Here is a 14,139-nt window from a genome sequence, read left to right as displayed (position 1 = left end):
TTAAGAAACTTCCGCGACGAACCAGCCGTCAACGTCTGAAGGGATTGGAATAGGTCGCGAGGTTAAACGGATCATGCGCGCATCTGCATTTTGATCAGCCCACTGTTTCGGCACCCGTGTGCCTTGGTACGTGTGGAACTGGCCGTCTGCTTCGAGCTGAGTTACAGCACCGAAAGCAAACCTGCCCAAACTCGGACGCGCTAAGATTACAACATTATCCGGAATATATGGTTGTTCAACGTTGTCATCGTCAATAAACCAATCATCATACGTGTACAGCTCCAGACCAAGGCCCGGAAGTTTACCGCAGTACGTAAGAGCTTCATCGACTACGCTTGGATTCATAAGCGCCAAGGTTGCATTCTGCTGGTTCAGCATTTTTTGCACTTCCGGATCTGAATAAAAATCTCCCCATGCAGATTGTCCAAAAATAGCCATAGTAGGAGCCGAACCCGAACTTTTGATTACTTCAAGCCGCCATTGCTTCAACTGAGCGAATTTTTTACCAGCGGAATTAGGGCTTTTCCAACTTGCGTCCCCAACAAGTTTAATTTTATTAGTAAAGCCAAAGTCGATTACATCCTCAACATAATCTTGATCCAGCCTATCGATAAACCCTTTTACCAAAATAGGTTTGCCAAGCAGCAGTTCCCTTGCCATCCATTCGATACGGCGTGCAATCATATCGTCCATTTCTGACAAATCCGTCCCTAATAGCTGAGCCTGCCGTTGTGCGGGAGTCTGCTGACTGTAAACATTCTCGCCCATGCCGCGTGTAACAAGATCATCAATTGTTAAAATCCGCTGCGGTGCAATCTTAGGAGCCGTATACTTTTTTGCTTTATGTCCGTCACGAGCTACTGTAATACCGCCGACACGAGGCGCTACAAAAGGAGCCATTGGGCGCTTGCCTTTTTTATAATCAAAAAGCACATCCTCCGTTACGAAGGTTTCAACCCCCGGGAAGAACGTGCTTGTGAAAAACTTTCGAAGTGGCAGCATTTTTCGTACTGCCTGCAGCATTGTTATTGTTTTATATAGATCCAGATTCATCTAGTCATCTACCCCCGATTAATATTCTTGGACATCTTTCATGAAAATTCCAAGCGAACGCAAACGTGTTTCGTGCTTCTCCGCTGTGTCTGCTCCGCCGAACTTTAGAGCCTGGCGATTGAATGATCCGCTCGAATATGCGGTAGTAACGGTATTCTGAGCTGCCCCGCCTGTGCCTGTGTCGATGCTATCGGTGAGGATAGAGTCCGCCAGCTCGCTTCCGTCCGTAGCTGTGCTGTTAACGGGGACCGCCAGGCCGGTCGCAGTAATTACGCCGACCACCGTACCCCACTCTAAAATACCTTGTCCGGCTTTGAGCGTGACGGACTTGACGTCTTTCGGGTGGGTCGTGTCAAAAAACAGGTTTCTGGGCTCTGTCGATCCAAAATCATCATTGAACAAATTAGCCATGCTATCTCGCCTCCGTTCCGCGGCCTGCATTAGCTGCTGCCGCAATCAAATCGATGTTTTGAGCTTCTTGTTCCTTCTGCAAATCATCCTTCGTCTTATTCGATTCAGGGTTAATATGCGCGTTGTTTTGCAGCTCACGCTGACGATTTTCCAAATGCTTAATGCCATTGTTGCCATCTGCTTTCATCGCTTTCAGCGCTAGTTCAGCGGCAGACATTGGCTCGTCATATTTAGCTGAAGCAACCAGTTCATCCGCGATGCTATTCGAGATTTCGTCAATTGACTTCATACGCTCGCGCTCATCTTTCTTCGCTGCTGCCACAACTTGATTGAAGATATCCGGATAAGCAGTTTTGAAGTCATCAATATTTTTAATTTCCAAGGTCGGTACACGCTCCTTTGATTTATTGGATAATAGCGGAATTGTCGGAAAGGAAACTGCCGGCGATTTATTCAGGTCCGGACGGCTTGAAAACTGGGTCATGTCATGAGCAACGGAGTTGACCACCATGAACCGGTTATCATTAGTCAGCGATGCCTCGACCTTCTCCTCAAACAAAATTTCATCGACAAATCCCTCGCCCTTCGCCTCTTCCGCGGTCATCCATTTTTCTTGTGTCATCATGGCGGAAAGTTCTTCTCGATCCCGCCCGGTCTTGTTGATGTAGGCGTTCATGATGCTGTTCTTGGAGGTCTCTAGAATCGCCTTCATCTTGTCCATGTCCTCCGCGTTGTACATGCCGTACAGCATGAGCAGGGGATCATGAATCATGACCTGCGCCGCCGCCGGAGCCTTCACGACATCGCCGGCCATCATAATGATGGTTGCTGCGCTTGCGGCCATGCCTTCGACGATAATGGTTACAACGGCCGCATGACTTTTCAGTCTTGTATAAATGGCTGTTGCTGCGGAAACGTCGCCACCTCGTGAATTCACACGAACGGTGATTTTTGCTACGTCTCCTAGACTGTTCAAATCGCTGCTGAATTGGCGTGGATAAACCCCGTCATCGCCTTCACTCCACCAGGGCTTTTCAGAACGAATATCGCCGTATAAAATCAGTTCGCCCTCTGAAGGGCTTAAGCTGTTGAACTGCCAGAAGTTATTGGTCTTCTTCATCTTCTTTTTTCACCTCCTTCTCAGGGTCTAACGTTTTCGGAATGTTTGCATTGGATGAAAGGCCAGCTTTGCGCATGGCGCGTTCCTCAATCTCCAAGTGCTGAAGGTTCGTCCAATAATCACTCCCGTTAGTTTCAATTGCTTCACGCTCCCGAGTACTTAATCCCAGTGCTATCTTGCGTTCGGAAGCCTCCACTTCTTTAACAGGATCAAGCTGCCCCGGAGCCGGCCCGTTCCATTCTGCTTGTGACCAGGCTTTTCGAATAATAGGGTCGCTAAAGAACCCGGGCGCCTTAATGCGGCCGAGTGCGATCGCTTCCGCGAGCCATTCTTCATAGATGGGCTGACAAAATTCTTTGGCCGTCCATTGACGGCGCATGCGGAACATCTTCCATGCTTCCAGTAGCGCGGCTCTCGACGCGGAGTAGGATGACTGAAAGGATTTCAGGAGCAATTCGACCGGAATTTCTAGCGCCGCGCCAATGTACCGGCAAAGCGCGCTGACGAACGGATCGAAATTCGCGTTTGGCCGTCCCGGGTTGGCGATCTCGATTTCTTCCCCTGGCTCCAAGACATTAATAGCGCCGGCGCCCATTTCATAGGAGGTCGGATCGGTTGACGCGACTTGCTGCTCCAGCGGAATCATACTACCGAGCGGATTTTCATTCGTTGCCCCTTTTGTTTTGACAAAGACGGTGAACAACCCCGCCACAACCGCGGCCTGCAGCTCCGCCTCTGTATAGCGCGTGATCTGCTTCAACGTTTCAATGACTGGCGCCAGCATAGGGACCCCGCGCCGCTGTTCTGCCCGCTCCGTATCCATCAGGTGCAGAATATTGGGCCGCCCTGTTTGCTCACCATACGCTTCAATTCTGACCCATTCACGAAGTTTCCCGGTGTTATACTCCCGGGCGTAGGAGTTCGCGACATGATAGGCGACTAACGCCCCTGTTTCATCGACTTCCACCCCTGAAATGATCCTGTTACCGTTCTTGTATGTCCCTTCGACTGCATCCCCTAGAGTCCCGGAAGAGAACGGTGTACAAATGCGATCTGCCACGAACAAATGCAGCCTTAAGGAATAGGGCATCCAGGGTGTACGCTTCCCCTGTCTGAACGCCGCGAAAGAATCGCCGTTCAGCAGCATGCCTTGGAAAGCAACGCCTTGCTGATCATAAAAATCATTCATCCTGAGTGCGTCCGAATGCTTTGATTCCGCCCACAATCCAAATTCCTTTTCGGTGATCCCGCTCCACTCGTCAGCCTGTTCCGGAGTTAAGCCCAATGTTTCCGCGTCAATGCGAGATTTTAGCCTGAGTCCCAATCCGATTACATTTGTCCGGGTTGTTCTTATTGCAGCCGTACCGATGGGACCGTTCATATACAGATCCCTTGACCGCCCGCGAAGGGTATCCAAGGAAGGATCTATATCATCTTTTGGACTGAGAGCACTTGCTATCCAGCCCCGCATGCTCTTTTTCTGATGGCTGGCGCCGCCCTGCTCATATCCGTTTAATACTTTGGTCACTTCCCGGGCAGCTGTACGCCGCATGCCGGCTTCCGGATTAAAAAACGAAACAACGTGATCAACGATATTAATCTTCTTCACCTCCCCTCAGATGTATTGAGTTAAAAGTCTCGTGGAATAACTCCAATAACTTTATTCCTTCCTTTGCCGCAGTCTTTTGCCTTTTCCGCAGCAATTTCTTTTTCCAGGTATTGAATCATTTCTGAAATCTCAGCTAGATTGGCGCGGGTGATAGTTCTACCAGCAATTGAGTAAGTCTGGGCTCCGTCTAAAACGGCTGCTTCTGCTTCGATATACAATCCCAAACGAGTTTCTAAGCCTTCAAGCCTGGTCACAAATAGATCACTCCTTTCATCAAACTTCGATACCACGACTCGCAACACCGACGCGTTTACGCCGCTGCGCCTCCACGGAAACGATCGTGTCCTCTCTCATACAAAATGGCTCCATGTTGTCGAGATCCGGCTGCAGGATTTCAATCGCGGCACGATTATAAACCGCTAAATCCAGCGGTTCGTTCCGGGCCCGGACCTGCACCCAAACCTGATATGGTACGCCCATCTTCATGCGGGTGTGGAGGGCTTCGGCCGTCAGTCCCTCGAAGTATTCCCGCCGGTCAAAGCCTCGCTGTTTATCTGGAGTATCCATAGGAAAATGACAGTATCCACGGCACTTTTCACCAAATTCATTCACCATTGGAATTTTTAATGCGCTCGTGACTTTGGTTTTGCCTTCGTTGACGCCCAGACGGAACACAGTAGCCTTATAGATATTGTTGGTCGAAGTCCCCGCGTAGAGCGGAAGGTAGGTCCCGTCTCCTGGAGATTCACCCTTAATAGGGAATATCCGGCGCGACATCCGCGCCTTGCAGAACTTGTACACTTCGTTGGTAAAATGGCCCCCGGAGTCCATACACGTCATGGCGATCGGAAACTTTCTGCCGCCGGCATCTACCCACGTTCGAGTTAGAAACTCGTCGAGGTCCTTCCAAATCTGCGGTTGCTTAAGATCGCCGTAAATAACGTGATATTGAATGCGCCAATTCTCGTGGCCTTCTCCCCAACCCTGGACTTCCACCTCGAACCGGTTATCCTGGGTATCCACGGCAGCCGTCAGGATCTTCACGCCGTCAGGAACGTCGGCATGGTACATTTCCCGCCGGTTGTAAAGAACGTCTTCGTCCAGCTGCTCGCCTTTTTCTTCCCATGATTCGCCCAGTGACGTATTGACCCAGGCCTTCAACGTCTCCGGGCCGCCACGCTTCGCTTCCTTAAACTCCTCGATAATCTTTTCCCAGAGTTTCCAAGGGCTCGCCAGTTCGTTCAGATGGAATCCGCGGACCTTTCGGTTTGGCTTCCGTGCAATCCATCTTCCTTCTCCAGATTTCCAGTGAAACTCACCGTTAAGAGCCCCGCAAAATTTGCAGGCCATTGTTGCATCCTCAAAGCGTATTTGTTTCCAAGACAAGGACTGATACTCCCCACAATCAGGGCAAGGAAGGCACCACTGTTCCATGCTGCTGTCATTGTAGGCTTTCTCGATGCGGGAGGCTCCCTTAATAGTGGGTGTACTGACCATGACCCGCTTCCGGTTGCTGAATGTCGTAGAACGTTTGGAAACGAGAGTTACAGGGTCCCCTTCCGTGCCCGCTGAAGTTGGATATCTGTCCACCTCATCGAGCAACACCACGCGTATGGGACGGGATGCTAAAGAGGCCGGCGAGTTGGCGCCGGCCATTGTGATATGCCCGCCAGGATACGTCTTGTGCAACATGGTATTTCCGCTATCTCGACTTTTCCCCGTCCCTATTCGCTGTTTTAAAGCCGGTGTATCTCGTGTCATTGGGTAAAGTCGATCCTTGGAAAAGGCTAAAGCAAGTTCAAGGGTAGGTTGGACGAGCATAATTGGGCACGGATCGTGATGCACAAAGTAACCAATAACATTCAGAATGTTTTCCGTCTTCCCAACTTGCGAAGACCACATGAGAATAATTGTTTCGACCTCGTCATCCGTTAAAGCGTCCATTGGCTCGCGTTGATATGGAGCACGATCTGTCCTCCACTGGCCGGGTTCGTCCGATGCTTCGGAAGAAAGGCGCCGGTGTTGGTCGGCCCATTGTGAAACTGTCAGTTTTGGCGGAGGCGCTACGACGCGGGCAATCTTCCTGAATAGGTCCCTGGTCTTTTTAGCTGTCCTCATCGCCATCAACCCTCTGCCGTTCCTCCAAAAACTTATCCGGATTGTAATCCGCCAGTTCCGCCAACGCCTCATCCGTCACATCAGCAATTCGGGCCTGAATTTGCTTCTGTTCAGTGATCAGAGCCAACTCAGGAGCCAAGCGCTTCGGAATTGCCCTGATCCGCTGCCGGAAGGCGCCCAGCATATCGTTCATAACGGCCTCCACGTCCTCGGCCTGATGCAATTTCCCCTTCATTTCGGCCAGTTCCATAGCCGCCTTTTCCTTCTTGATGCGCTCATGCTCAGTCTTTTCGTCGATAAAACGAGGCCGTTTGTCGTCTTCCCGCCCCCCGGCCACATGCTCGCAATAGGCTTGGACCGCCTCACCAAGCACATATTTTCCGCGGCCGGATTGTTTCAGTACTCCGTCACGGGTCAATTGGCGTATCCATTGCGGCGTTTTTCCGATGATCGCAGCCAATTCCGAGGTGATAATCTCTTTTTCTTGTAGCGCTTCGGCTTTCGCCCTGGGTTTCGCCAATATCCCCGCCTCCGTTTCGTTTGCGGCCATTATTCTGCCACTTTGATTTTTGACCCCTTAATTCGAAGGGAAAAATAAAAAAGCCCTCGTTCGGCTGCCTACCAAGCGAAAGCGAAAGTAATTTTTGAAAATAAAATCTAGCGCTATTTCGGGCTCACGCGCACCCGCACTCAAAAAAAATCGCCAGAGGGACCCGTACACTGTTTTTGTGCCGGATCCTTCTCTCTGCCAATTTGATCTTACGGGGTAACGAGAATTTCTAAGCCGCATTCCTTACAAACATACTTAGGTTCTCCCTCGTTGTAAAGCCTCTGAATGACCATGTCCATTGATGGGGTGTTGCTATCATACCTATCGAATAACTGATCCCACATCTTCTGATACTCCAACTGCCCCTGACACTCTGGACAAACTTTTAACTCTGCATTTCTTACAGTCTTCGTTTTAATGGTAATCACCTCCCAATGTCACATTTCGACATCAGGAAGTATTTACCTCTTATTTAAGTTTCACGAACAAAATCAATTATGATTGGCCCATAGATCCGCTCTAACAAGTGTAAAATCATCTGGGAGGACAGTATGTTCTCCACCTTCCCAGTGAACAATGATATCCCTGCTGAGCCATGTTCCGGTGGCCAGATTCTCGCCAATCATTAGAGCAATACCCTTCTCACCTTGATATTCAATCATCGCTGCAGGCCATTGCATACGTAGGGAATTATCTTCTAGATTCCCATCCAGCCTGCTTTTGAATTCTTTCTCCAGCTCTTCTCTTGTCAGTGTTCATTCCTCCTTGTCCAAATAAAAAAGGCCACTCGTTAGAGTGACCTTTTTGAGTCTTTCCCTTTCTTTTTCGAAATTACATCCATTACAACAACCAAAGCTAATATAAAAACAGATTGTATTAGAGGTTTAACATAACTGGATTCTTCATAGATAAAGTAAGCTACTATAAAGTTAAGCGTAAAAGTAATAAAATACCTCAAAATTTAATCCCCTCATCTCAGAACCAAGGTTCTACTATAGAAGATCTTCTTGCATCTGTTTCAAGATTTCCTCCTGCATAACTTGAACTGTTCGTAACTCTGATTTCTTTTAGGATTTCATAGTCTCCAATGAAAGTACCATTATGATCAAAAAAACCTGGACCGAGTTCCCTGTAGTAGTATTTTATAGAAAAGTACAAGTTTTCAGTATCTGTGTTGATGAAATAATAAGCGGCAAATCCTCCAGCAGCGGCAATGCTAATTTTGTATGGGTTAGGTAATAAACCGCCTTTTGCCCATTCGATTACACCAGCCGCTAAAGCTGTTTTTGTTGCTGCAACGAACTTCTTGGATCTATAAATATCGTAAATTTTCATGTGTGTATAGGGTGTTGGATAATATGTAGCAGCAATTGCATTAAGACTTGTTTTGGATTCAGAGACAAGTAATTTATTGACTTCAGCAATTGATTTAGATGATGTTTCGACTAACTTTAAATTACCATTTACAACTTGAAAGTCAATATCATTTTTCTTTAAAATACTGATAATCCTTTCATTAAGTACAGGCGAGGATTTTTCATTTCCTTCGGCAGCAGCAGAAAAAGGAACAATAAAGACGGCCAACAAACAAATAGAGAGCAACAGAGCAAGTGATCTTTTCATTTAAAACCTCCTGATATGATTTTTTACATATCTTACTATATCAGGAAATTATCAAAAATGGAAATCATTTATACTTTATACCTTTTACTAGCAATTATTGATCTAGTAAAAACTCGATCAATTTAGTTTATAACCCCCATCTCTGCCATCCCTCGCACACACATATCGGATTAAGCTGGAGGAATGCTCTGCTGTACTTTTGCCAAGCTCGACTGCATCCCCTCTGATGTGCGCTCCCTCTCTCACGGTCTTGAAACTGCTGCGGCGTCTTTTTATGCTTACTGCAATACCTCTCCGTTGTTAACTCTCTGCATAAAGGAGTATTACATGGTTTTTTCGATTTTAGAGGCATATTGTTACTCCTTTCCCAAAGTATACCTATACATCCATCATCAGACGAATAGAACATGCTCATTTTCGGATTTTTATTATGAGATTGAGTATTTATATGTCAGCAAACAAAAGTGTCTTAGAAACGATTTTATATGGTTACAGCGAATACACAAAAAGTCATGATCCGAGAGGACATGACTATGTATGTTTTATTTAATTTAATTTCTTTTCTTTGTGTAGTTAATGTACTCATTAATGCCGGTTCAAGTGTAGTTAATGTCAGCAGTAACTGATTCTTTTTTGACTTCTCATTCTAGCTATAGATTATTTTTAAAAAATCACTCTTATCATTTTCATAAAACAATAAATCATGGTATTCTTCTAGTTTTACAACTTTATCAAATGAAATAGCAAAATCACTCCTATTGATGAACAATATAATATAAAAAATTATTATCTTTTCAGAACTTGTAATCTGTGCATTCAAGGAGTAATAATATTGTTGCTTTTTTTCCTCCGCTAATTCCCCATCCTCCTCAATCTGGTCGATAATTCTAAATAGATTTCTGAGATAATGTTCCAAATGTTTAAAAACCCGATTATAAAAGTTCTCTATAAGATCTTTTTTTAACTCAACGCTATAATTCTCAAAATCATCCGTGATCTCTTCTAAAAGAACCAAAAATATTTCCCGACCAGATACAAAATTTCCATCATTTAATTTTTGATATGAAAGCCCCTTCACTAAATCATGATGTAAATTTATTAAATTAAAGAAAGTAGTTTCAAACCTCTGGGTCACAAAAACTTCACGCGTTAATTTAGACTCCTCACGCTGTAATTTTAATTCTTCACGTTGAAGCTGAAACTCCTTCTTCTGAATAAAAATGGTGTATACAATCCCTGCTAAAGCCATTCCAGAAAACAGAGCATTGACCGATCCAAACATGTCACCAAACGTACCAGGACCATCCGGCACGCTACGGTAAGAAACCATAGTAACAATACCAGCAACGAACCACAGTATCACGGGTATTATCATCAATACCCCGAACCTAATCAATTTACCTGTTGGCTCGCTGTCTGATTCATTTACGAACAGCTTATCTCTCAACTTCCCCCACATACATTTCCCTCCAATATCAAACTAGCAAAAGTATATTGGGAAAATGCCCCCATAAAAATAACCTTTAGTAACTACTGCTTTCAACCTTAATATCCTCCTTCTATCATCCTTGCATCAATATTTTTGAAAGAGGTAACTGCTCCGACATATGCTGTAGTAAATTGGTGTTTGGATATTTGTAAGCCATGATTTTCAGTTATGTACCGCCAAGTTTTATCTTGATCTACAACTTTACCTGATTCACGAAAGAATATAAGAATTATTTTTTCCAATTTGTTTATTTGATATTGATATTTTCTCAATTCCTGGACTAAAGGTGCCTGATCTTGATAATGAAGAGATTCCTTTAATTCTTTTGTTGCTTCACTTATTTTCTTAGCTACCAATTCATTTACATTACTCAGACTTAAACCTTTTTCTTTAGATAAGCTTTCGGTTATTTCCTGCTTCACTTGGGAAGTTATTTTATCAATTTCAAGATCCTTCTTTTCATTGAAGACTGTAGGATCAAACTTACTTAACTTATTGTCCATTTGGCTCGTTCTTTCGCGTAGTTCTCCTAAAGCAGCATAAATTTCATCCTTAACCGCATCCGTTTTGGTCGCTTCTCTGACTGATATAAAAATTGCAACAGCACCTAGAGCGAATGAAACAAAAGTTGACACATATGAAATAAAATCCATGAACATTTCTCTATAAGCAAAGCCAAATCCCAACGCATAAACCAAAAAGGCCATTGACCAGAACCAATCTTGTGTTCTCCACCACTTCAACAAACTGCTCACCTGCATCCTTATTAATTCTTTTTCTTATTTATGGAATCATAGTCTGCTATAGATAGTTCTCTTTTAATGAGTTTCTTTAATTCAACGATTATATCTTCAATAGCAGATAAATGTTCATTCACCTTACTTTCAATTTCGCTTCTAGTCTCAGGTTCCCTCTCATCTTCATCTAAACCAAGACACCTCTTTATAATGAGTTTTCTCATACAGTAGAAGTAGTTGTCGGTATGAAAAGAAAAATCAAGATAAGCTGCTATAAATTCTTCAGATAGAAAAACTTCATTATAAGAATAATACGCGTAGGCAGACATAAAGAGATCTCTACAATCCAATAATTCTTTTAATTTACTATGAAATTTAATATCCTGCACTATTTCATCTTTACTTGTTTCCCAATCGGCTATAATCATGTCAATCTTCTCACTTGATGCAAATTCCATAGCAAGTAATACTGACTTTAATTTCTCCTTATTAAACTTCCTAAAGTTTAGCCAACTCCACACATAATGTAATTCATGTATATTGTTATAGCCTAACATAATTTTTTGAAATAATTCAGGATAAATCTCATGCTTCTTATTTCTGTACAAACTAAAATCATGCATCATTCTCTGATACTCAAATTTGCTACTTTCAGTCATGATTGACAAAACCTGTTTGTGACTTTCCAACTCCACATTGAGCTCCTTCTTATGGCTTTCCAATTCCTTATTTAGAACCTGCTTATCTTCTTACAACCTTTTCTTAAAACGATAATCCACAAAAAACTTTGCACCTATTCCCACAATGCCGGTTGAAGCTAATGAAGAAATTACAATCTCCTGCAATGGCATGCTTAATTCACCCCAAGTAATTTATACAGTTAAGTTCTTGGGGCTGATCTAATTTCCTTTATTTTCCGACAAACAAAAGCAGCCCCACACTTACTCGGGCTGCTCTCTTTATTTCCTATGCTATAAATATATCACCTCTAAAGCCAAATGGTTGATAGGTTATTGCAATAAAACAGAAAAGTTTTTTAAACAAAAATTTCTAAAATGAAGTCATAAAGTTGATATTTAACATCAAATCCTTCTATAATGATTTCAATTGGAGGGATTTTATGGAAAGAAAAGCCGCTAACATTTATGAAGACACTAGGGAACTACTCAATCAAGTAAAGGAAGACTTTCAATTTAAAAGTGATGATCACGCAATAAAATTTCTTTGCAACATGTTTATTTCTGACAATAGAACTGGTTTATTAAAGAAATACCTTGAATCTACTAAGAAAGCCGGTGAATGATAATGCCTATTTACGAGTATATAAAAAGTAAGAAAGTTCATTATTACTATGCTTTCGAGGTCAAGGACAGTAACGGCAAAAGAAAAACTATTAAACAAAACGGATTTACTGGTAAAACTGAGGCTCGACTTGCTGAGGCAGATGCGAGAGTGAAGTGGGCCAAGGGGCAGCATATTGATCCAAAGAAAATCACTTATGCCGAGTATGCTTTAGAATGGTACAAACACAAGCATGATGTTTCCGAAAGAACTCGTGAGATTAATGAAGGGCAGTTTACAAATCACATCTTTCCTGTTTTTGGAGATGTACCTCTACAAAAAATACAGCCCACGCACATAGAGTCCATGATTAAAAAATTAAAGGAAAAACATCTTGCCGATGGTACCATTAAGAAAGTATTCAATCTGGTTAACACTTCACTCAAAGCTGCTGTTAAGAAAGAACTTATAATACGTAACCCAATTGATCTCATGGATTCGAAACCAAGAACAAAAAAAGGTAAAACCGATTTTTGGACAAAAGAAGAAGTTATAGAGTTTTTAAGCAAAATGAACCACCGTTTAAGGATACTCTTCGTGTTAGCAATTTATACAGGGATGCGCCGCGGTGAAATTCTTGCTTTACAATGGAAGGATGTCGATCTTGATAAGGGTCAAGTTAGAATTAGCAAAATATTAGATTATAAAACTAAAGTAAAAAATGGTACAAAGACTGATGCAGGATACCGTTCAATTTCAATACCTCCCTATGTTATTGGCGAGTTAAAGAAGCATAAGAAACTACTTACATTAGAAAAGTGGAAATTAAAAGAGAGTTACATTGACAATGATTTGATTGTTTGCAGATCCAACGGGCAGCCTGTTAGCTGGAGCAATTTTCACAAGTTCTGGTTGAGAATATTAGAAAAGACTGAATCAAGACCAATACGTTTTCATGATTTACGACATACTTGTGCTTCGCTTTTATTGAGCACTGGGGCACATCCAAAAGTTGTCCAGGAACTACTGGGGCATTCATCAATAAAAATCACTCTAGATCGTTACTCTCACATGGTACCGAATCTTCAAGCCGAGGCCGTAATGTCTCTTGAGAAGATGCTAAACTAGCCGTGTTTAGTAACCTTTTGTTATTTATGATTTCCTACCGAAATTCCTACCGAATCCCTATTTTAAACAAAACAAAAAGGCTGAATCCTTTGATACATAAGGGATTCAGCCTTTAAACTTCGGATAAGTGGACTTTCCAACCCCGAAGGTTCATATTCGATTTTTGTAAGTTTCCTGACAAGGAACACTCAACTGTAATTGAAATATTAACACTCTAAAATAAAAAAAGCAAGGGCTTTATGCCCCGCTTACTGTGCCTTTTAACCAATTGAAAACTACATCTTACGATGCTTTTATTCTACTTATTTCCCCAATTCTCCTTACCGTAAATGGCGGTTCCTTTAAGAGTTCATATCCAACTCTTCTTCCTAAACCTAAAACTTTGCTAATCTCATCCGCCGTTAATACCATAGGTAGATCCTCTTTATTAATTGGGTATTTAATATCTGTATCTTTCATGGTCATACCTCATCGCAATAAATTTTAATTGCTTCTCTGTATCTATTGATTCGATATAATTTATATATTATTATATTTTATATTTATTTTCACTAGCGTTGCATAAAACTCGAATAGCGCAGCTGAGATCGATTCAAGCCCAAGTTCCTTTTGAAATTTTTCCGATAAAACATAAACTGCTATTTCTCCTTGTCCATGAGCTGATCCTTTTCAGTGGATTTTGGACAGGAAATACCTGCCATTCTATTGTTAAGGATTTTTTAATGCTTGGATTCAGTGGAGACACAATATTATGAAGATTCAGAGAATATTAAGGGCTTATGGAATGAAACGAAAATAACTATCCAGGAAGTTGGTTCCGAATCTGATGGAATTACTGACGTTGACCCATCAACTTGGGAATCCGGTTATAGCTCCGTAAACAGGAATTACATTTATAATGTTCCTGATATAAATCAATGGAGGTATAGCGGCATAAATTCAACTGGATGCTCTACTTTCGCAGCCTCTGATATAATTGCTTAATATGCCAATAATTTCAGCGCCTATCGAAACCTTATG

The 14,139-nt window shown here is 42.8% G+C and carries 15 protein-coding genes; 2 read left to right on the top strand and 13 right to left on the bottom strand.

The window, feature by feature from the left end; all coding sequences use genetic code 11:
• The 12 genes from AR333_RS12990 to AR333_RS12935 form a co-directional block, all read right to left on the bottom strand.
• Window positions 1-1,053, bottom strand: coding sequence for a major capsid protein (locus AR333_RS12990; RefSeq protein ID WP_068775768.1), 1,053 nt, complete (start codon window positions 1,051-1,053; stop codon window positions 1-3).
• 18 nt (window positions 1,054-1,071) lie between these two features.
• Window positions 1,072-1,464 carry a head decoration protein gene (locus AR333_RS12985; RefSeq protein WP_068775767.1) on the bottom strand — a complete coding sequence of 131 codons (393 nt, stop codon included), beginning with the start codon at window positions 1,462-1,464 and terminating at the stop codon, window positions 1,072-1,074.
• 1 nt (window position 1,465) lies between these two features.
• A complete protein-coding gene (locus AR333_RS12980) occupies window positions 1,466-2,584 on the bottom strand; it encodes a head maturation protease, ClpP-related (protein ID WP_068775766.1) in 1,119 nt (372 codons plus the stop codon).
• A complete protein-coding gene (locus AR333_RS12975; protein WP_253735827.1) occupies window positions 2,568-4,193 on the bottom strand; it encodes a phage portal protein in 1,626 nt (541 codons plus the stop codon). The genes AR333_RS12980 and AR333_RS12975 overlap by 17 nt, the downstream gene beginning before the upstream one ends.
• A 20-nt stretch (window positions 4,194-4,213) precedes the next feature.
• On the bottom strand, window positions 4,214-4,447 hold the full coding sequence (locus AR333_RS12970) for a DUF6148 family protein (protein ID WP_068775765.1): 234 nt from the start codon (window positions 4,445-4,447) through the stop codon (window positions 4,214-4,216).
• Window positions 4,448-4,466: 19 nt separating this feature from the next.
• Window positions 4,467-6,311 carry a phage terminase large subunit family protein gene (locus AR333_RS12965; RefSeq protein WP_068776104.1) on the bottom strand — a complete coding sequence of 615 codons (1,845 nt, stop codon included), beginning with the start codon at window positions 6,309-6,311 and terminating at the stop codon, window positions 4,467-4,469.
• Window positions 6,298-6,831 (bottom strand): hypothetical protein, encoded by a 534-nt coding sequence (locus AR333_RS12960; RefSeq protein ID WP_156430901.1) that lies wholly within the window; start codon window positions 6,829-6,831, stop codon window positions 6,298-6,300. The genes AR333_RS12965 and AR333_RS12960 overlap by 14 nt, the downstream gene beginning before the upstream one ends.
• Window positions 6,832-7,352: 521 nt before the next feature.
• Window positions 7,353-7,541, bottom strand: a complete 189-nt coding sequence (locus AR333_RS12955) for a hypothetical protein (protein ID WP_068775763.1) — start codon at window positions 7,539-7,541, stop codon at window positions 7,353-7,355.
• 295 nt (window positions 7,542-7,836) lie between these two features.
• The gene (locus AR333_RS12950) at window positions 7,837-8,484 is read right to left on the bottom strand and encodes a hypothetical protein (RefSeq protein ID WP_068775762.1); all 648 of its coding nucleotides are present in this window, start codon (window positions 8,482-8,484) and stop codon (window positions 7,837-7,839) included.
• A gap of 646 nt (window positions 8,485-9,130) precedes the next feature.
• Window positions 9,131-9,943 carry a putative phage abortive infection protein gene (locus AR333_RS12945; protein WP_068775761.1) on the bottom strand — a complete coding sequence of 271 codons (813 nt, stop codon included), beginning with the start codon at window positions 9,941-9,943 and terminating at the stop codon, window positions 9,131-9,133.
• 86 nt (window positions 9,944-10,029) lie between these two features.
• Window positions 10,030-10,716: a hypothetical protein gene (locus tag AR333_RS12940; protein WP_068775760.1), complete on the bottom strand. Its 687-nt coding sequence runs from the start codon at window positions 10,714-10,716 to the stop codon at window positions 10,030-10,032.
• 23 nt (window positions 10,717-10,739) lie between these two features.
• Window positions 10,740-11,405, bottom strand: coding sequence for a hypothetical protein (locus AR333_RS12935; protein WP_068775759.1), 666 nt, complete (start codon window positions 11,403-11,405; stop codon window positions 10,740-10,742).
• Window positions 11,406-11,830: 425 nt separating this feature from the next.
• Between AR333_RS12935 and AR333_RS12930 the strand changes: the two genes are divergently transcribed.
• Together AR333_RS12930 and AR333_RS12925 are read left to right on the top strand one after the other, a co-directional pair.
• Complete coding sequence (locus AR333_RS12930) at window positions 11,831-12,013, top strand: hypothetical protein (RefSeq protein ID WP_068775758.1); 183 nt, start codon at window positions 11,831-11,833, stop codon at window positions 12,011-12,013.
• 2 nt (window positions 12,014-12,015) lie between these two features.
• Window positions 12,016-13,119, top strand: coding sequence for a site-specific integrase (locus tag AR333_RS12925; RefSeq protein WP_172798850.1), 1,104 nt, complete (start codon window positions 12,016-12,018; stop codon window positions 13,117-13,119).
• A 282-nt stretch (window positions 13,120-13,401) separates the two neighbouring features.
• Here AR333_RS12925 and AR333_RS24985 read toward each other — a convergent pair whose 3' ends face one another.
• Window positions 13,402-13,578 carry a hypothetical protein gene (locus AR333_RS24985; RefSeq protein WP_172798849.1) on the bottom strand — a complete coding sequence of 59 codons (177 nt, stop codon included), beginning with the start codon at window positions 13,576-13,578 and terminating at the stop codon, window positions 13,402-13,404.
• Window positions 13,579-14,139: the final 561 nt, after the last annotated feature.

Origin of the sequence: Paenibacillus sp. FJAT-26967 (genome assembly GCF_001541095.1) — a bacterium.
GTDB lineage: Bacteria > Bacillota > Bacilli > Paenibacillales > NBRC-103111 > Paenibacillus_F.
Note: the sequence above shows the minus strand (reverse complement) of the source record. Positions and strands in the feature narration are given on the sequence as shown.